The sequence below is a fragment of the Psychroflexus aestuariivivens genome, assembly GCF_004010055.1.
In the GTDB taxonomy this organism is placed as follows: Bacteria; Bacteroidota; Bacteroidia; order Flavobacteriales; family Flavobacteriaceae; genus Psychroflexus; species Psychroflexus aestuariivivens.
This window is the reverse complement of sequence record NZ_RQVT01000013.1, coordinates 1-18,384: the sequence shown is the minus strand read 5'-3', so window position 1 is coordinate 18,384 and position 18,384 is coordinate 1. Positions and strand designations below refer to the sequence as shown.

Sequence of the window (18,384 nt, the reverse complement as noted above, 5' to 3'; positions counted from 1 at the left end):
ATTTAATCATTTTCAACATCAACTTCATTTACTAATACATTAAAGAGTTTAGCTTTGGATTTCAAAAGCGTTTCATAAACTCCGATTTCATTCAATCTGGCATCGATTAATTTCACTTCACGAGAATTTATTAAAAAAACTGAACTTTCTCCAAAACTGAATTTTCGTTCTTCGGCTTTCAGTAATTGTTCATAATCCTTGACAATAGATTCGTAAGTTTCAAGTTGAACCAAGTAAGATTCTATTTCACTTCTGGAAGCTTCAATTTTATTTTGAAGTTGAAAACTTTCATAATCGTAATCTAGTTCAGCTTCCTGAAGTTTAATTTTCGCTAGTTTTAATTCACCACGTTCCTTTCTTAAAAATAATGGCAATTTGAAATATAGTCCTGCTTTAAAATCATTGGTGTTGAAGCTCTGGAATTCATTGACCTGTTCATTTATAAAATTGTATTTCAAATCCAGTTGAGGTTTCAGCATTTCAGCTTTTAACCTTCGATCAACCTCCATTTGTTCAATTTTATTATCTAAGGCTACAATTTTTGGATGGTTTTCTAAAACGAAATCATCCAACTGAAGTAAATTCGTCCCTAAAACATTATCAATACTGTTGGGTTGAAGGTCTTCTGGGTTGATATTTTCATTCAATTGTAGTGGTATGTTATTTTCAAACCATAGAAAATTTGATAATTTCAATCTGCTTTTGATGAGTTTTAAGTTGGCTTTTTCAAGACTCAAATTTCTATTTTGAACAATAATGCCTGCTTCTAAAGTATCAATCGTAGGAATATCTCCAGCCAAAGCACTTTCTTTAATTCCTTGAAAACGCACTTCAGCTTTTTCGCTAAAATTTCTAAATAATTCAACCTCACGATTTGCTAAATACCAATCTAGGTAAGCAATTACAGCATCGTAAAGCAATTGGTTCAAGCGTAAATCTCTCTGTGCTTGATTCAAATCTTGCATGATTTTAGCTTGTTTCAAATCTGCCATGCGCTGATTGATAAATAATCCTTGTCCAATTGGCACGGATACTCCTGCATTATATAAGCCGTCGTCTGGCACACTGTTTTGCGGGTTTAGAAATTCACCTTGATTTTTTTCAAATCCACCCTGAACTTCGATACCAAACCAAGTTGGAATTTTGAAGGTTGAATTCAAAACATCATAATATTCTGTGTTTTTGAATTCTTTTGTGTTCCAATCGACTTCAACTTTAGGGTCAAAAGCACCACGAGATTTCAGCAAATAGGCTTGTGCTGAAGAAATTTCAAAATCAGCAATTTTGGCTATCGGATGGTAATTTTTCACATAAGCCAAATATTCATCCAAAGTCAAGATGTTTTCGTTGAAATTGTCTTGAGCATTTGCAAATGAACCGATGAGTAGCCAAAAACATAAGCAAAATCGCATCATTTAGTTTGTTTTTGAGTTTTGTCAGAACTTTTATTTTCACTGCTTGGCGCATAATAATCTGGTGGGAAACCGTTGATTTGTCGCCAGATTTCGTACCAAATAGGTACGTTTTCCAGCAAAGCTAATGTTCTTGCGCCAGAACCTGCTCGTATGGCGTCTGGCCATTCTGGTCCTTTAGGGTCTGGTTTGACAAGTACACGGAATTTTCCATTAGGACTAATACTTCTTTCTACTGCTACAATTTCTCCACCATAAGTTCCATAAGATAAATTTGGCCAACCAGAGAAGAAAATGGACGGCCATCCGTCAAAAATAATTCGAACATCTTCCCCTGGATGCAAAAGCGGTAAATCGATAGGATCTACATAAGTTTCTACTGCCAAATCTATGTCTAAAGGCATAATGGTTACAATTTCAGTACCTGAGCTAAATGTTTCGCCAATGCCTTTTTGCACTGCTTTGTTGATGAATCCATCTTGTGGAGCAGTGATGAAACGCATTCCTGAACGCACTACATAGTTAGTTAATTCATTTTCGAGTTTGGTTTTTTGGGCTTCAGTATCATATTGACCAGAAAGTGCAGTGAATTTTTCACTTTCGGCTTTTGAAATTTTCTCTTGGTAATTGGCTCCTAAGCTCGAAATTTCAATTTTAGCATTAATGACTTCATTTCTGCTGGACAACAATTTGTTTTTTCCTGAAATAACAGAGGCTTGACTTTTTTGAAGCTGAAGCCTTTTAGCTTCAACATCAGTGACTGCTTTCAGACCTTCTGCCTCAAGTGCTGAGGTTCTTTCAAACTGTCGTTCTGCAATTGATAATTGGGTTTTTGCAGCTTCCAAATCAATACTGTCGCTTTCAACTTTAAGTTTCGCTTGGAGCAACTTGTTTTGGGCTTGTTCCAATTTTAGTTCTCGCTCTTCTTTGAGTGCTAAGATTTGAAAATTGAGCGCATTCACTTTTTCTATGTATGAACTTAACGAAAAAGTTTTAGCTTTCAGTTGGGATTCTGTTCTATCCAGTAGATTTGGATCAAAATATTTATCAGTAATTTCTGAAATATGAATAATTGTATCGCCTTTGTTGACAATTTGTCCTTCACGAACATACCATTTTTCAATACGACCAGAAATAGCAGATTCTATGGCTTGCGGTCTTTGATTAGGTTCTAGAGTAGTCACAAAACCTTTGCCCTGAACGTTTTGCGTCCAAGGTAAAAACATAACAATAACAAAAATAATTCCTAATGCAGTCATTATTTTGTTGAAAGTCAGAAAACGTTTCTTGTGGATAGTGAATTTCACAGATTTGAATCGTGAAATATCAACTTTATCATTTAGGTTAAAATTGGATATATCTAACATAATTATGTTTTTGAGATCAATTCACCATTATCAATTTCGAAAAATCTATTGCATCTTTTTTTCCATTTATCACTTCGACTTACAACGACTAAAGCCCAAGGATTTTCTGGATCAGACAAGAAATCCATGACATTGCTTTCTTGTTCAGATAAGAAATCTTCCGTTGGTTCTTTCAAAATAAGTAGTTTTGGTTTAGAAGCCAAAGCTCTGGCAATCATTATTTTCTTGGTAACTGTGTAAGGTAGTTTTTTTCCGTCAGTATGAATTTTTGATTTCAAACCTTTGTCTTGATTTTTTACAAAACTTCTAAGTTCCAATTTGTCAACAATATACTGGACGTAATCTAGTGAAATATCAGGATTATCAAGTGTAATGTTTTCCAAAATAGTGCCTTCGAATGTTCTGTTATTTGGAAAAAAATGTCCTACAAATCCCCTGAAATGTGTAATGCTAATATTCTTTAAATTAATTTCATTGACAAAAATATTTCCATCAATTTCTTCAATAAGTCCAGCTAAAACACGTAATAAAAGTGTTTTTCCTGAACCTGGTACGCCCTGAATTAAAATTCTGTCTTTCGGTTTTATAGTTAGGTTGATGTTTTTCAGAATAGTTCTGTTTTCCAAAGTCAAGTTAACATTATTATATTCAAAACTGAATTCATCATCTTTGCTCAGCAATTCTTCACCATCTTGATTTTCCAGAGGAATATCTGTCACTCTTCCGAATTTTTCTAGAGAAGCCAACACATCATATAAATTTTCAAGTCCTAAAATGAGCTTTTCCACAGAATTGATCATCAATACAATAATAATTTCTGCAGCAACAAATTGACCGATATTCATCTGTTGATTGATGACAAGTAAGCCCCCAACAATTAGTAAAACAGCGGTAACAATTAACTTGAACCCAATCATTTTGAAAAACTGAAAACGCAACACTCGGAAATGTCGTTCTCTGGCATTTAGGTAATCGTAGGTGCTTTCGTCATTTCTAAGCGATGAGTAGGGGAAGCTATCTGAGACTTTGAAGCCTTCTATACTTCTTGCGACTTCCTGAATCCAATGCGCCACTTTGTACTTATGAGTAGATTCGTGTAAACTTTCCCTGACACCATCATCTAAAGAAAATTTAAAAACAACATAAAATAAAAGCACTAATAAAAATCCGAAAAGAATAAAAAACGGATGATAAAAAGATAATAAAATGAGTCCAAAGAGAATCTGGATGAGACTTCCTGAAAAGTCGATCAGCAATTTTGGTATGCCTTTTTGAATAATCATCACATCGAAAAAGCGATTTGCTAATTCTGGTGGATATTCATTTTGAAGTTCAGAATATTTCATTTTAGGAAATCGATAGACCAATTCAAAGGACGAACGGGCAAAGATTCTTTGTTGCAAATCTTCGGCAATACGCATTTGCATATAACGTAAAATCCCTGCAAATCCAACAGTAGTAAGAACGACGAGTGTCAATACTATTACGGAAGCATTGAATTGACCACCAATAATAATATTTACAATTGCCTGTATACCAAGTGGTAAACCGAGCTCTACCAAACCTGCGAAAATGGCGTAGAAAAATATTTTGTATACCGATTTGCGTTCTAGTTTCAGCAAACGCCATAATCTTACCCAAGGCGATTTTACATCTGTAGCCATAATTTAAATTTTCAGAGTTTTGGTTAATAAATCTTGGTAAAAAAGACGAATATGTTTCGTAGAATGACAATCTGTAAGATTTTCAAAATGTTCTGACAAAAAGTAATGACTCAACGAGCCTTCAACAATTAGAGAAGCCAAACTTTGACTATACTGGTAGTCTGGCTTTACAGTTTCAATCATTTTTGAAATTCTGAAAATCAAACGTTTGTAAGTGGCGAAATAGCGAGATTTATTCTCTTCTTCCACACTTTTATTATGGTAAACTTTGACGAATTCTGAGTTGATGATTTTTTTCAATTTATTAGCATCTATCTCGAAAGTTGTGAAAAACTCCTCAGGATTACTGATGATAATTTCAACAGCTTTTATTAGCTTTTTTTTATCATCTTTCATTCCGGTCGTTTCAAAAACCAAATGGTATTCCAAAATTCCCCAATACAAGGTTGAAAGGTAAAGTAGTAGTTTGTGCTTGTTTTCAAAATAGCGATAAACTGAACTTTCGTTTGAATGAATTTGAGAGGCTAGTTTTTTGAATGTAAAATCTTCGATACCAAGTTTTTCAATAAGTTGAATACCATTTGAGATGATTTTTCGGCCTAATTCAGAACTCTCAGGATCTTTTAGATAAAGACTATCGTTGATGTTTATTTTAAAGTTTGGAAGTAAGGACTCCATGTTTCAATATTTAGAATCGCAAATATAAAAGTATTGCTTTTAATTTATGTTTCAGAAATCATAAATTTTTATTTAGAATTGATTTTTGAATTGACTTACTAAAACTTTACCAAAGCAAGATGCTGTGACATAAATTTAAATAAATTTGTATAACTTTTTTATAATTGAAGTTTGAATTCAAAACGAATGCGACACATATTTCTTTTAGTAATCTTTTTAATGATTGGTGCGATAAGTCAGGGGCAATCTCAAAATTTAGCGCAGAATTACCTTGACCAAGGTGAATATGAAAAAGCAAAATCTGTTTTTGAAAGCCTTTTAAAGAAAAACCCTAGAAATCAACAAATTTTATTAGGTTATGTAGAGTCGCTTCAGGCTTTAGAAGATTTTGAATCTGCAGAACTTGTGCTCAAAAACTATCTGGAAAATGTAAATGATTATCCCAATATTCAGGTAGAGTTAGGCTACTTGTACCAGAAACAAAATGATACTGTGAATGCGAAAGCCTATTATCAAAAAGCTTTGCAACAAATAGAAAATCAACCGAATCTAGCATATTCTTTAGGTAAAACTTTTCAAAAATATAGCCTTTTAGATTATGCAACTAAAACTTACGAAAAGGCTCAAGCCATAAAACCGAGTACAAATAATACCATACAACTTGCAAAAATTTATGGTGAACAAAGCCAGTTTGATAAGATGTTCGACAATTATGTGAGTTTGCTTGTAGAAAATCCCCATTATTTCGACATTCTGAATAGGAATTTTGGTGACTACATTACCGAAGATCCAAGTAATGAAGCCAACAAAGCTTTACGAACAATACTTTTACGCAGAAACCAAGAGAATCCCAATATTTTGTTTAACGAAATGTTGAGTTGGTTGTTTGTTCAGCAAAACGATTTTGACAAAGCTTTTGCTCAGGAACGTGCCATTTTTCAAAGAAGTGAGCAAAAAAACCTAGAACGAATTATCGATTTAGCCCTAATTGCAAAGGCAGAATCTAAATTGAATTCAGCAAAAGAAATGTTGAAGTTTGCCGTAGAAAACACAAATTCCAAACGCCAATTAATTTCTGCAATGCGAGAGTTTCTGTTGGTTAAATCAGCTATTGCTGAACCTTCAGAATATGAAAACATCGAATTCACTTACGAACAGTTTTTGAAAGATGTGGGTAGAAACAAAGACACTTTTCTTATTCAAAAAGATTTGGTAGAATTTATCGCTTTTCTGAGAGATGACATCAATGCCGGCTTAGCAGAAATCAACAAAATAGAAAATCAGGAATTGTATAAGCAACAAACCGCTGAGCTGAAACTATTGAATGCTGATTTATTGGTTCGACAATCCAAATTTAGTCGCGCTTTATTGCTTTACACACAAGTTGAAAAGCTTATTCCGAATAGCGATTTGGCAAGAGAAGCGAAATTCAAAGTAGCCAAAACTAGTTATTTTAAAGCTGATTTTGATTGGGCGTTGACCCAACTTGAAGTTTTGAAAACTTCAGCTTCTCAACTTACTGCAAACGATGCTATGGAGTTATCTTTACTTATAAAAGATAATTCTCAGGAAGATTCTACCAGAACAGATTTAAAACTTGTTGCTAAAGCCGACTTGAAGCAATTTCAAAATCAAACTGAAAATGCCTTAAGTATTTTAGAATCTTTGGTAGAAGATCACACCACAGAAAGTATCCTCGACGAAGTTTTTTTTAGAATTGGAAATATCTATTTTAGAAAAGAAGAGTTTCAGAAAGCTATACCATATTTCCAAAAAATAGTGGATGAACATTCAGATGAGATACTTTCAGATAATGCTAATTTTGCACTAGGTAATATTTATCTGAAAAATCTAGAACAACCAGAAAAAGCCAAATCTTATTTTGAATATATAATTTTTAATCATCCTGACAGCATATATTTTGTGGATGCTAGAAAACAATTCAGAAAACTTCGTGGTGATAAAATTCAATAACAATGTACATATATAATGTTACTATAAATGTAGAAGAAAGTATTCATGACCAATGGTTGGATTGGATGAAGAATGAACATATTCCAGCCATGCTAAAAACTGGCAAATTTCTAAATGCTTTGATGTCAAAAGTTAATGTGAAAGAAGAAATGGGAGGCATCACGTACTCCGTTCAATACAAAACTCCGGATCAAGAGACTTTAAATCAGTATTATGAAGAAGATGCTCCAAAAATGAGAGCAGAATCCAAACCTTTTGAGGGGAAATTTGTGGCATTCAGAACTGAATTGGAAATTGTAGACGAACAAGAGTAAATGGGAAAGTCAAAAAAAACGCATATCGACGACGAGGTTTTTAAAGCCAATTTCAATGCTGGATATCAAGCAGTAAAAGCTAAAAAACACCTCGGTCAACATTTTTTGACTGATGAAGATATTGCAAAAAAAATTGCAGATACACTTCAATTGAAAGATTGTGCAAACCTATTAGAAATCGGTCCGGGCATGGGCGTTCTGACAAAATATTTACTTGGCAAATACGATAACTTTGTTGCTATGGATTTGGACAGAGAATCTATTGCCTATTTGAATTCTAATTTCAAAACAGAACATAGAATTCAAGACTCAAGTGATTTAAAAGTTGTTGAAGCAGATTTTTTAAAAGCAGATTTGTCAACTTTTTTTCAAAACGAAGAATTCACAATTATTGGTAATTTCCCTTATAATATTTCAACACAAATCGTTTTTAAAACTTTGCATAACAGAACTCAAATTCCAGAATTTTCAGGAATGTTTCAAAAAGAAGTGGCAGAGCGAATTTGTGCTTCTGAAGGCAGTAAAGTTTATGGAATTTTATCTGTTTTAACACAAGCTTTTTACGAAGCAGAATATTTATTTTCTGTTCCGCCATCTGCTTTCAATCCACCACCTAAAATCCAAAGTGGCGTTCTTCGACTTCAACGTAAGGCTAATTTTGAATTGAAATGTGATGAAAAATTATTTTTCGATGTCGTTAAAACCGCTTTTCAGCAACGTAGAAAAACGATGCGAAATAGTTTGAAAAAATTTAATTTATCTCCAGAATTAAGAGAAGATTCTATCTTTGCCATGCGACCTGAACAACTTAAGGTTGAAGAATTTATAGACTTGACCATTAAAATAAGCAAAGATGCCATTTCAACTCACTAAAGAACTCATTGAGAAAATTCAGGCATTGGTCGAAGAAAGAGACGACCAAGAACTGGCTTTTCACCTAGAAGAATTTCACCACGCAGATATTGCAGAAATTCTTGATGAGTTAAGTATGGACGAGGCAACTTATATCATCAAATTACTTGGTAGTGAACAAACTTCTGAGGTTTTGATGGAGATGGATGAAGACGATCGGGAGAAAATTTTGAGTAATCTCAACGCTCAAGAAATTGCTGACGAAATTTCTGAAATGGATACTGATGATGCGGCTGATATCATTTCTGAACTATCTGACGACATCAAAACTCAGGTCATTTCCAATATTCAAGACAAGGAACACGCCGAAAACATTGTTGAATTATTGCGTTACGATGAAGATTCTGCTGGTGGTTTGATGGCGAAAGAATTGATAAAAGTTAACGAAAATTGGAGTGTAACCGGCTGTATGACCGAAATGCGAAATCAAGCTGAAAACGTGACTCGCGTGCATTCTATTTATGTAGTTGACAACAAAGGCAAGCTCAAAGGACGTTTGTCACTCAAAGATTTGATCACCGCCCCAAATGATGCAGAAATCGCTGATGTTTATATTACTAACGTAGATTATGTAGATGTACATACGCCAGGAGATGAGGTAGCAAGAGTCATGCAGAAATACGATTTGGAAGCCATTCCCGTAGTCGACGAATTTGGGCGTTTAGTTGGAAGAATTACAGTAGATGACATCATCGATTTTATAAAAGAAGAAGCAGAGAAAGATTACCAAATGGCAGCCGGTATTTCTGAAGATGTAGAAGCGGATAGTAGTGTTTGGCAACTTACTCGAGCCAGGTTACCATGGCTAATTCTCGGGCTATTTGGTGGTTTGGGAGCAGTTTACGTTATGCAAGGTTTCGATACTGCTTTAGAAAAATACGAGGTTTTATTCTTTTTTACGCCACTAATAGCGGCAATGGCAGGAAATGTTGGCGTTCAATCTTCGGCAATTATTGTTCAAGGTTTGGCAAACGATTCTGTTAAAGACAGTCTGATCAAACGTTTGCTGAAAGAAATAGGACTTGGTGTCATAAACGGAACTGCACTTGCGATTTTGGTTATGGTTTTTGGTTTTGTAACTTCTATGTCTATTTTAGTAAGTATTACCATTGCGGTTTCAATATTGTCGGTCATAATTATGGCGGCGCTTATTGGCACTTTTATTCCTATTATTTTGAATAAGCGCGGCATAGATCCAGCGATTGCGACAGGACCATTTATCACAACAAGCAATGATATACTTGGGATTCTAGCCTATTTTTATATCGCTAAACTGATATTAGGATTTTAAATTTCACCATGAAAGCTTTAGAATTTAAAAAAGAAATAAAAGTTACTGCTGGCGATTTAGATATTCAAAACCATGTCAACAATTTGCGTTTTATGGAGTGGGTTGTGGATGTTTCCGAATCACATTGGGTTAAACAAACCGATGCAAAAACCAGAGAGAAGTTTGCATGGTTTGTGGTAGACCATTATATAAAATACAAGCAACAAGCTTTTTTAGATGAACAATTGATACTCAAAACCTGGGTGGAAAGTTGCGGTCTTGTGAAGTCTATTCGCTGTGTGAATATTATTCGGAAATCCGATCAAAAAGTTATAGTTGAAGCAAAAAGCACCTGGTGTTTTATAGATAGAAATACACAAAAACCAACATTGATTACTGACGATATTTTACAAGCTTTTTTTGAAAAAATTGATTAAACTTACTGCGATGAAAATTTTACATATAGATTCAAATCATCCGTTGATGCTAGAAACTTTGTCCGAGCAAGGTTTTGAAAATGTAGAAAATTATTCAGATTCAAAATCTGTGATTGCAGAAGAAATTCATAATTATGATGGCATTATAATTCGCAGTCGCTTTCAACTTGATCGTGAATTTCTTGAAAAAGCAAAAAAATTGAAATTCATTGGCAGAGTAGGAGCAGGCTTAGAAAATATTGATGTTGAATATGCCCAACAGCAAAGCATAAAATTGTACAATGCGCCAGAAGGTAATCGAAATGCTGTTGGTGAGCACGCTTTAGGAATGTTGTTGAATTTGATGAACAACATGCAAAAAGCACATCAAGAGGTCTGTAACGGTCTTTGGAAACGCGAAGAGAATCGAGGATTTGAATTGGAAGGAAAAACTGTAGGCATCATTGGTTATGGAAATATGGGAAAAGCTTTTGCAAAAAAACTACAGGGTTTTGATTGCCGTGTGTTGTGTTACGATTTGAAACAAAATATCGGCGACGAATTTGCAGAACAAGTTGATTTAAAAACTCTTCAGAATGAAATTGATGTGTTGAGTCTACACACGCCATTGACTTCGGAAACTAAAAATATGGTTAATGCTAATTTTATTTCAGAATTCAAAAAACCATTTTGGTTTATTAATACGGCTAGAGGTCAGAGTGTCGTAACAGAAGATTTAGTTGAAGCTTTACAAGCTAATAAAATTTGTGGTGCGGCTTTGGATGTTTTAGAATTTGAAAAAACTTCCTTTGAGAATTTGTTTTCTGAAGGTGAGCAAATGCCAGAAGCCATGGAATTCTTAACCAAATCGAACAAAGTGTTATTGTCTCCACATATTGCTGGTTGGACTTTTGAAAGTGAAGTAAAACTCGCCCAAACCATTACAGATAAAATTTTGAAAGACTTTGCCTTATAGTCTATTTCTATTAGATTATTGACTTCAGTTTTTAACATTTCTGGTATTAAAATCTACAAATACTACAAATAAGCTACATTTTAGCAATAATTATGAAAATATTTACGGGAAAACCGTAACTATTTTACGGTTGAACCGTAATTCTAAACTTTCTCCATGCTCTAAATTTGTATTAAACAAAAAACAAATATTAATACTTAAAACACAGAGTCATGAAAAAGTTTATTGGAATTTTCACGTTATTATGCTTAATTTTTATCTCAGCTTGTTCACCAGAAACCTTTAACGACGACCAATACGAAGGTCAAACTCCAGAAGAAATTTTTGGTGGCGGTGGTGAAAATAAAGCGGAAGTATCAAGCGCTGATAGTAATAAAGATATTGAACTTTAATATTTAATTATATATTTGCGTTCCTATAGAACCAAACACATTTGAAATATTATATTCTAATTTTTGCTGGTATTTTACTTTTGCTCTCTTGTCAAAATGAGCAAGTACAAACTGAATCGAATCCAGAATTTCAAAATATTAGAAAAAAAATAATCTCAAATGTCAATTTAGCCGAAGAGACGAATAATTCTTCAGAGAAAAAAAAATATTTTGATAATGTTGTTGGTTTAATCGATCAGATTGATAATGACAGTCTTAAGATCAAATACTTAAAATTTATATCAAAAGAGTATTTAGATCAAAGACATCTTAAGGATTTTAAATCGACTAATCAACGTGGATTAAACTTATCAAAATTATACAATGACACGATTAATAATGCTAGATTCAATTGGGATTTAGGAGATTATCATTTATTTCGGTCTGAAAATGATAGTGCCTATTTTGCCTATAGTAAAGCTAGAAAAGATCTTGAATTAATTAATGAAACAGAGATACTATCTAATGTAATTTACAACTTAGCGCTTGTTCAGAGTAAAGTCAAAGACTTTATTGGTTCTGAAATTAATTTGATACAATCAGTTGAACTCGCACAAAAAATTAAGAATTACAGGTTATTGTATAGATGCTATAATTTGTTGGGGATTGTCAATTACAATTTAGAAAATTTCGAAGTCGCAAAACGCTATCATCAAAACGCCATGCAGGCACTTGGTAAAGTTGACAACAATGAACTGCTTATTGCTGCATCTTTTAATAACTTAGGCAATGTTTATGAAAAAGATGGAGATTTTAAGGAAGCTATAAAATATTACCGACGCACATTATCCACTAAAAATCTTGAAGAGCGTGATCCTGAGTTATATGCCATGGCTTTGGATAATTTATCTTTCAATCGTTTAGAAACAGGGGAAACCGAAAACGTTTCTGAAGATATGAAAAAAGCTTTAGAAATCAGAAAGCGAATTAATCATGTCAGTGGGATTGCTATCAATCAGATTCACCTTGCACAATTTTATGTAGCAGTTGGCGACACTTCAACCGCTATTGAATATGCCAAACGTGCTAACTTAACGGCAAAATCTAACAACAATAACCGAGATATTTTGGCGTCTTGGAAACTACTGGCAGAACTTCAGCCAGAAGAAAGTTTCAGGTTTACAGAAGCTTACATCAATTTAAGTGACAGTTTACAAATTGATGAGCGTAAAATACGAAACAAGTTTGAGCGAATTCGCTTTGAAACCGATGAAGTAATAGAACGCGCACAGTTACTTGAAGAGCGACAAACTATGATTTTTATAGTTTCTTCATTAGTAATTTTAGTTGGCTCATCTATTTTTATAATTTTCATGCAACGTTCCAGAAATAAAGCCTTGTCCTTGGAGCGTGACCAAAAAGTCGCAGATGAAAAAATCTACGAATTGATGTTGAGTCAAAAAACGAGAAAAGATGAGGGAAGAAAAGAAGAACGAGATAGGATCGCCAGAGAACTCCACGATCACATTCTAACAGAACTTTATGCCAACCGGATGAATTTGATGTTTTATAAATATAAAATTGGAATTAAAGGCGATAAAAAGTTTGGTGAGATGACAGATAATCTCATGAATATTGAAAGCCAAATCAGAAGTTTATCTCACGAACTTTCCAATACTTATTTTGAAGATCAAAAAGATTTCAGCGGACTTATTCAGGATTTATTAGAAAAGCAAAATATTTTAGAGTCGCATAAAGTAACAGTAGATGATGATGTCAATTGGACAAAAGTTTCTTCTGTTATCAAGATGCATGTTTATAGAGTTTTACAAGAATCAATCAGGAATATTCAGAAACACGCTAATGCTAATTTCATAAGTTTTTCTTTCGCTTATGATAAAGGAAAAGACGGTTTAAATATAGAAATCCAAGATGATGGAATAGGCTTCAATAGCAACAAAAAGCCAGGTATTGGTTTGAAGAATATTCGCAATCGTGTCGATGAGGTTAATGGTGAAATAAATATTGATTCAAAAGCAGGACAAGGCACAAAAATTACTATTTTCATACCCATTTACTAATTATTTATGGCACATTATAAAGTTTTAATTGTAGATGATCATCCAATGATTGTCGCTGGATTTACCCAGGCTCTCGATATTATTGCAGAAGATAGAAATACTACATATTCTTCAGATTCTGCTCTGAATTGTGAAGACGCTGCTGAACTTATTAAAAATCAAAATATCAAGTATGATTTGATTAGTTTAGATCTTTCTCTACCAGGTTCTCCTGATAAAAAATACAATTCTGGTGAAGATTTGGCGCTTCTGGCTAGAAAAAAGCAACCACAAGCTAAAATAATGATTTGCACAATGTTAGAAAACAATTACAAAGTGCTTAATGTGATGAAACGCTTAGATCCAGATAGCTTGCTAGTAAAATCCGATACCAACCCAGAAATTCTCATGCAGGCCATGCAAAGCTTATTTTTGGGCAAGTCTTACCATAGCAATACGGTTCAGCGCATGATGAAGCAAACCATCGAGTATGCGCATGAGTTAGACGAAGAAGATAGAAAAATTCTGTACTTACTGTCTCAAGGTATTCTGACAAAAAATATCCCTGAAAATATGAACTTATCACTGAGTTCTGTTGAAAAAAGAAAAAAGCAATTAAAATTATTTTTCAATATTCCTGACCGAAACGACAAGATCCTGATTGAAAAGGCCAAGGAACGTGGCTTTTTATAATTCACCTTTACCGACGATTATCAACGAAAGGCATAATATGAAAATCCCGAGATAAGCTGCTCTATACAAAGTGTTTTGCTTTTCGATATGCATCATCAGCAAGATGCAAAGCATGGATAAAAATCCCGTTTCTTCTCTAGTTACTAAAAGACTGAGTAAAAAGAAAATTATAAATCCGTGTTTGATCCATTGTTTTTTAATAAATAGAGCCACAATGAATAGTATTTCAGCAATTAATGTCAGATATGAAAACCAAATAATGACTTGAGGGAAATTTTTGAAAATAGGTTCAAGTTGAACTCTAGGATTTTCGCTAATAGGATACTTGTAGAGTTCTGACATTTTTACGGCGTTTTCATAAAAAATATCTCGATATTCTTCATTGAAATAAAAAACGTATTTAAAAATCTTACCTGAATATCCTAGATATGCCAAAGAAGTGCCATTGAGGTAGTCAGGCACCAATAATTTTTGGAGAACAGCAAACCCCATTATTAAAACCAAAATTACAGTCGCATTACGTGAAAATATTTTCTCTGCATTATCTTGATAAAACGATACGATGAGAAATAATAGAATCATATAAATCATCACAAAATAATGGTTTCCAATAAAAAGGAAACTGGCATATAGACGTGGAATCAAAAGTCCAAGAACAATTAACCAGAAGTAAGTTTTTTTGAAAAAATCACGATCGATGATCACGTATGCTAAAGCAGCAAAAACCAAATAAGTAACATAAATAGCTTTCAGCCGTGGGCTGTAAATCGCCAAAAACAAGAGAAAACAAGTGGCGACCAGCTTGAAAATCGGGATTTGATTAATCCTGTTTATAAGTTGTTTCATAACGGAGCGTTTTGGTATAAACAGAATTTTCTAAATCAAATTGCGGTTTGAAAATTTGAATTTTCACCGAATCTTTTTCAATATCCAACCAATTTACAAGGTTTTTAATCTGATGTTTTGAGGGATGCACTTTGACTTTTAAAGTCAGAATTTGTAGTTCTAATGAATCTCGCTTGGATAAATTTTTAGTAGACACAAATTCATCATCAATCCAGATTTCATCGTTAAATGGATGGATGGTGGTGTACATGCCAAATCCACCACCTTTCCACCTAGATTTTTCTTCAAATTCGACTTGGTAAATCTGGAAACAAGCCACCAGAAACAACAAAGTTGGCACGCTCCAGTATTGAATAAACTTTTTTCTTTTCAAAATTGGTTAGATTTAAACAAAACAATTTATTCACTCAACATCTTCGAAATCTCGTCTAGTTTTGGTGTTAATACAACTTCTATACGTCTATTTTTAGCTTTTCCTTCTTTAGTTTCATTACTGGCCACAGGGTCGAATTCGCCTTTTCCAGCAGCCGTCAAATTTTGTGGATCGATATCACTGTTCTGAAGCAACAATTTCAAAACTTCTGTGGCACGTTTAGTCGATAAATCCCAATTGTCTTTCAAAGGACCGTTACCACCGAATGGTACATCATCGGTGTGACCTTCGATGAGCACAGCGATATCTGGATTTTCAGCCAAGACTTTACCCAACTCGTTCACAGCTTTTGTCCCTTCGCTACCAACATTCCAACTGCCGGAAGCAAAAAGCAATTTGTTTTCCATAGATACGTAAACTTTGCCATCACGTAATTCTACGCTCAAACCTTTGCCTTCAAAATTCATTAAAGCTTTGGATAAATTATCCTTCAGGTTTCGCATTTTGCTTTCTTTTTCAGCAATTAAAGATTCCAATTCTTCGATTCTGTCTGATCGTGATTTCAAATCTTTCTGAAGTTTTTCCAAACGGGCTTGATCTTCGGCCAAAGCTTTCTCCTTATCTTCCAATTTTTTTAGCAACTCGCGGTTTTGTTTGGAATTTTCAGCTAAAGCCTGAGAGCTGTTTTGTTCCAAAGCGTCGTAAGATTCGTTGAGTTTAGAATGCGCATCCTGAAGACTTTCCAATTCCTTGGCAAGTTCATCACGCTGTTCTTTCAAAATGGAAATCCTATCGTTGGCGTATTTTATTTCATCTTCCAAAGCAGTTTTTTCTGAATTTACTTCTTCGAGTTTCTGCTCAAGTTGCGAATTATTTCGTTTCAAATTATTGACTTGCTCCTCCAACTCAGTAAATTTTTTCTGGCTCACACAACCAAATAAGCTGGCGAGTAAGATACTTACAAATACAAATTTTATAATTTTCATTAGGTTCAGGTTTTGCTTGTAAACGTTGAAATATTGGTTTTAAGTATGTTTATACTAAGTTATTCGATTTTTCTTTAAATTTCAGATTATTGAATTTCGATTTATTTCAATTCCAGTAAAACTGGGCAATGATCGCTGTGCTTAGCCTCAGGCAAAATTACAGACCGCACGATTTTGTCCTCCAAAGACGCCGACACCAAATGATAATCCAAACGCCAGCCTTTATTATTGGCGCGAGCATTGGCACGGTAACTCCACCACGAATACTGCACCACGTCTTCATTCAGCTTTCGGAAAGAATCCACAAATCCAGATTCTTCCAAAAACGCACTCAGCCATTCGCGTTCAATTGGCAAAAATCCCGAAACGGTTTTCAAACGCACAGGATCGTGAATGTCAATCGGTTCATGGCAAATATTGTAGTCGCCGCAAATCACCAAATTCGGATAATCGCGTTTCAAATCTTCGATATAAATTTTGAAATCGTCCATATAATTCAATTTGAACTGCAATCTGCTGTCGTTAGTGCCAGAAGGCAGATACAAACTCATGACCGAAACATCTTCAAAATCAGCGCGCAAATTGCGTCCTTCCCGATCCATATAATCTATGCCAACGCCATATTCTACATGCTTAGGTTTGGTTTTTGAAATAATACCAACGCTACTATAACCTTTTTTTTCTGCTGAAAACCAATAGCAAAATTCGTAACCCAAATCTTTAAAAATCTGATCATCAATTTGCTCGGGTTGCGCTTTTGTTTCCTGAAAACAAACCACATCGGCATCGGCAGCACGCAGCCAACCGACCAAATCTTTTTTCAATGCAGCGCGAATTCCGTTGACGTTATAAGAAATTACTTTCATTCTACTTTTTATTCAAAAATACACATTAGGAACAATTTAGCAGGAAAGTTTTGTGCAATGTTTTTTGGCGGTTCCGGAATTGCAGAAAAAGCAATTCCGGCGGGCTTTCGGCAGTCGCTTTTCCGATTTAAAAAAAATCGAAAAGAGCTCCAACAAATGCCTTAATCCCTAACCGAAAACCTTACGAAATAACAAATTTTATCTAAAACAAGCACCAACTCAAATTGAATTGAGATTGTTCAATAAAATGTTTAAATAAATTATTGTACGCCAAACCTTGGTCATAATTTTGAAAATTGTCATAGTTCGTATTGTGGGTGAAAATACCGTAAAAGACCAACGAAAACATAAAGTTGACGAACATATTAAAACCTAAGTAAAATATTGACAATTGATTGGCTGTCACAAATTTTAAAAATAGTAGAAGGTCACTAAAAATATTATTTTTAAGGCTTTTAAGTGAAGATGCGTAAACCCTTTAGAGAATAAATTTAATATTGTAAAATTTGCTTTTCTATATAAAATATACATATATTTATTAAATAGTATACAAATTTTTTAATTAACCTTAACCAATCATTATGAAACTAAATGTAAAATTATTTAGCGTCTTTGTTGTATTGTTTGTCAATTCAACAATAGCCCAAACCACAGTCATTCCCGATGAAAACTTTGAACAAGCCCTCATTGATCTCAGTATTGATAGTGATGGTGTTGTCAACGGACAAGTTTTAACCGCTGATATTGAAAATATAGTGGAATTGGATTTTTCAGTTCTCAATGATTCATACGGATACTATATTCAACTTACAGACTTTACTGGTATTGAGGATTTTGTAAGTCTTGAGGTAATTAACTTAACTGACTCAGATGTCAATCTTCCAGAAAATCAATCAGATATATTTAATTCCAATTTAAACCTTAAAGAATTCATAGCAGAAAATACGGTTTTTGATGTAGGATCTAATATTTATATTCCTTACTTAGATTTTAGTAATCTTGATAATCTAGAACATATAAATTTACGGACAAGTAATCAAATTAATACTATTAATCTAGATAACCCAGACTCCACTTATGAAAACTTAACCATAGATTTATCGCATGAATATTGGGATCCGCCAAGCACGTATACGGTTTGTATAAATGTAAGTGATGCTCAGGCAGCAATGTCAGACCAATTCCCTTACAATACGTGGAATATAA

17 protein-coding genes and 1 pseudogene are annotated in these 18,384 nt (G+C 33.9%); 10 read left to right on the top strand and 8 right to left on the bottom strand.

Translation table 11 applies throughout. From position 1 onward, the window contains the following. Window positions 1-2: 2 nt before the first annotated feature. Genes EIG86_RS02200 through EIG86_RS02185 form a run of 4 tightly spaced genes read right to left on the bottom strand, consistent with a single transcriptional unit; the run spans window position 3 to window position 5,121 of the window. Window positions 3-1,415, bottom strand: a complete 1,413-nt coding sequence (locus EIG86_RS02200; RefSeq protein WP_127844513.1) for a TolC family protein — start codon at window positions 1,413-1,415, stop codon at window positions 3-5. Then, complete coding sequence (locus tag EIG86_RS02195; RefSeq protein WP_127844512.1) at window positions 1,412-2,779, bottom strand: HlyD family secretion protein; 1,368 nt, start codon at window positions 2,777-2,779, stop codon at window positions 1,412-1,414. The genes EIG86_RS02200 and EIG86_RS02195 overlap by 4 nt, the downstream gene beginning before the upstream one ends. Window positions 2,780-2,781: 2 nt before the next feature. Then, entirely contained in the window at window positions 2,782-4,443 is a 1,662-nt protein-coding gene (locus tag EIG86_RS02190) for a peptidase domain-containing ABC transporter (protein ID WP_127844511.1), read from the bottom strand. A gap of 3 nt (window positions 4,444-4,446) precedes the next feature. Further along, window positions 4,447-5,121, bottom strand: coding sequence for a TetR/AcrR family transcriptional regulator (locus EIG86_RS02185; RefSeq protein ID WP_127844510.1), 675 nt, complete (start codon window positions 5,119-5,121; stop codon window positions 4,447-4,449). A 186-nt stretch (window positions 5,122-5,307) separates the two neighbouring features. Between EIG86_RS02185 and EIG86_RS02180 the strand changes: the two genes are divergently transcribed. The 9 genes from EIG86_RS02180 to EIG86_RS02140 all read left to right on the top strand — a co-directional run bounded on the left by EIG86_RS02180 (window position 5,308) and on the right by EIG86_RS02140 (window position 14,107). Next, window positions 5,308-7,095: a tetratricopeptide repeat protein gene (locus EIG86_RS02180; RefSeq protein ID WP_127844509.1), complete on the top strand. Its 1,788-nt coding sequence runs from the start codon at window positions 5,308-5,310 to the stop codon at window positions 7,093-7,095. Window positions 7,096-7,097: 2 nt separating this feature from the next. Beyond that, on the top strand, window positions 7,098-7,409 hold the full coding sequence (locus tag EIG86_RS02175; RefSeq protein WP_127844508.1) for a DUF4286 family protein: 312 nt from the start codon (window positions 7,098-7,100) through the stop codon (window positions 7,407-7,409). After that, on the top strand, window positions 7,410-8,282 hold the full coding sequence (gene rsmA, locus EIG86_RS02170; protein WP_127844507.1) for a 16S rRNA (adenine(1518)-N(6)/adenine(1519)-N(6))-dimethyltransferase RsmA: 873 nt from the start codon (window positions 7,410-7,412) through the stop codon (window positions 8,280-8,282). After that, on the top strand, window positions 8,263-9,612 hold the full coding sequence (gene mgtE / locus EIG86_RS02165) for a magnesium transporter (protein WP_127844506.1): 1,350 nt from the start codon (window positions 8,263-8,265) through the stop codon (window positions 9,610-9,612). The genes rsmA and mgtE overlap by 20 nt, the downstream gene beginning before the upstream one ends. Before the next feature lie 8 nt (window positions 9,613-9,620). Continuing rightward, window positions 9,621-10,028, top strand: coding sequence for an acyl-CoA thioesterase (locus EIG86_RS02160; protein WP_127844505.1), 408 nt, complete (start codon window positions 9,621-9,623; stop codon window positions 10,026-10,028). A gap of 10 nt (window positions 10,029-10,038) precedes the next feature. Beyond that, a complete protein-coding gene (locus EIG86_RS02155; RefSeq protein WP_127844504.1) occupies window positions 10,039-10,983 on the top strand; it encodes a 2-hydroxyacid dehydrogenase in 945 nt (314 codons plus the stop codon). A 212-nt stretch (window positions 10,984-11,195) separates the two neighbouring features. Continuing rightward, complete coding sequence (locus tag EIG86_RS02150) at window positions 11,196-11,375, top strand: hypothetical protein (protein ID WP_127844503.1); 180 nt, start codon at window positions 11,196-11,198, stop codon at window positions 11,373-11,375. Between the two features lie 41 nt (window positions 11,376-11,416). After that, a complete protein-coding gene (locus EIG86_RS02145) occupies window positions 11,417-13,435 on the top strand; it encodes a tetratricopeptide repeat-containing sensor histidine kinase (protein WP_127844502.1) in 2,019 nt (672 codons plus the stop codon). A gap of 6 nt (window positions 13,436-13,441) precedes the next feature. Further along, window positions 13,442-14,107 (top strand): response regulator transcription factor, encoded by a 666-nt coding sequence (locus EIG86_RS02140; RefSeq protein WP_127844501.1) that lies wholly within the window; start codon window positions 13,442-13,444, stop codon window positions 14,105-14,107. Here the strand turns inward: EIG86_RS02140 and EIG86_RS02135 are convergent. The 4 genes from EIG86_RS02135 to EIG86_RS02120 all read right to left on the bottom strand — a co-directional run bounded on the left by EIG86_RS02135 (window position 14,102) and on the right by EIG86_RS02120 (window position 17,178). Continuing rightward, window positions 14,102-14,953 carry a hypothetical protein gene (locus tag EIG86_RS02135; RefSeq protein ID WP_127844500.1) on the bottom strand — a complete coding sequence of 284 codons (852 nt, stop codon included), beginning with the start codon at window positions 14,951-14,953 and terminating at the stop codon, window positions 14,102-14,104. The two genes, EIG86_RS02140 and EIG86_RS02135, sit on opposite strands and share 6 nt — an antisense overlap. Next, the gene (locus EIG86_RS02130; protein ID WP_127844499.1) at window positions 14,928-15,326 is read right to left on the bottom strand and encodes a hypothetical protein; all 399 of its coding nucleotides are present in this window, start codon (window positions 15,324-15,326) and stop codon (window positions 14,928-14,930) included. The genes EIG86_RS02135 and EIG86_RS02130 overlap by 26 nt, the downstream gene beginning before the upstream one ends. Before the next feature lie 26 nt (window positions 15,327-15,352). Next, on the bottom strand, window positions 15,353-16,312 hold the full coding sequence (locus EIG86_RS02125) for an OmpA family protein (RefSeq protein WP_127844498.1): 960 nt from the start codon (window positions 16,310-16,312) through the stop codon (window positions 15,353-15,355). A gap of 101 nt (window positions 16,313-16,413) precedes the next feature. Next, on the bottom strand, window positions 16,414-17,178 hold the full coding sequence (locus EIG86_RS02120; protein WP_127844497.1) for an exodeoxyribonuclease III: 765 nt from the start codon (window positions 17,176-17,178) through the stop codon (window positions 16,414-16,416). A gap of 581 nt (window positions 17,179-17,759) precedes the next feature. Between EIG86_RS02120 and EIG86_RS02115 the strand changes: the two are divergent. Continuing rightward, a pseudogene (locus EIG86_RS02115) lies at window positions 17,760-18,384 on the top strand (T9SS type A sorting domain-containing protein); the annotation flags it as partial.

What these genes read in the sequence shown, in the direction of transcription:
- EIG86_RS02200 (WP_127844513.1), bottom strand. Translation starts at nt 1,415, where the DNA reads ATGATGCGATTTTGCTTATGTTTTTGGCTACTCATCGGTTCATTTGCA.
- EIG86_RS02195 (WP_127844512.1), bottom strand. Translation starts at nt 2,779, where the DNA reads ATGTTAGATATATCCAATTTTAACCTAAATGATAAAGTTGATATTTCA.
- EIG86_RS02190 (WP_127844511.1), bottom strand. Translation starts at nt 4,443, where the DNA reads ATGGCTACAGATGTAAAATCGCCTTGGGTAAGATTATGGCGTTTGCTG.
- EIG86_RS02185 (WP_127844510.1), bottom strand. Translation starts at nt 5,121, where the DNA reads ATGGAGTCCTTACTTCCAAACTTTAAAATAAACATCAACGATAGTCTT.
- EIG86_RS02180 (WP_127844509.1), top strand. Translation starts at nt 5,308, where the DNA reads ATGCGACACATATTTCTTTTAGTAATCTTTTTAATGATTGGTGCGATA.
- EIG86_RS02175 (WP_127844508.1), top strand. Translation starts at nt 7,098, where the DNA reads ATGTACATATATAATGTTACTATAAATGTAGAAGAAAGTATTCATGAC.
- rsmA (WP_127844507.1), top strand. Translation starts at nt 7,410, where the DNA reads ATGGGAAAGTCAAAAAAAACGCATATCGACGACGAGGTTTTTAAAGCC.
- mgtE (WP_127844506.1), top strand. Translation starts at nt 8,263, where the DNA reads ATGCCATTTCAACTCACTAAAGAACTCATTGAGAAAATTCAGGCATTG.
- EIG86_RS02160 (WP_127844505.1), top strand. Translation starts at nt 9,621, where the DNA reads ATGAAAGCTTTAGAATTTAAAAAAGAAATAAAAGTTACTGCTGGCGAT.
- EIG86_RS02155 (WP_127844504.1), top strand. Translation starts at nt 10,039, where the DNA reads ATGAAAATTTTACATATAGATTCAAATCATCCGTTGATGCTAGAAACT.
- EIG86_RS02150 (WP_127844503.1), top strand. Translation starts at nt 11,196, where the DNA reads ATGAAAAAGTTTATTGGAATTTTCACGTTATTATGCTTAATTTTTATC.
- EIG86_RS02140 (WP_127844501.1), top strand. Translation starts at nt 13,442, where the DNA reads ATGGCACATTATAAAGTTTTAATTGTAGATGATCATCCAATGATTGTC.
- EIG86_RS02135 (WP_127844500.1), bottom strand. Translation starts at nt 14,953, where the DNA reads ATGAAACAACTTATAAACAGGATTAATCAAATCCCGATTTTCAAGCTG.
- EIG86_RS02125 (WP_127844498.1), bottom strand. Translation starts at nt 16,312, where the DNA reads ATGAAAATTATAAAATTTGTATTTGTAAGTATCTTACTCGCCAGCTTA.
- EIG86_RS02120 (WP_127844497.1), bottom strand. Translation starts at nt 17,178, where the DNA reads ATGAAAGTAATTTCTTATAACGTCAACGGAATTCGCGCTGCATTGAAA.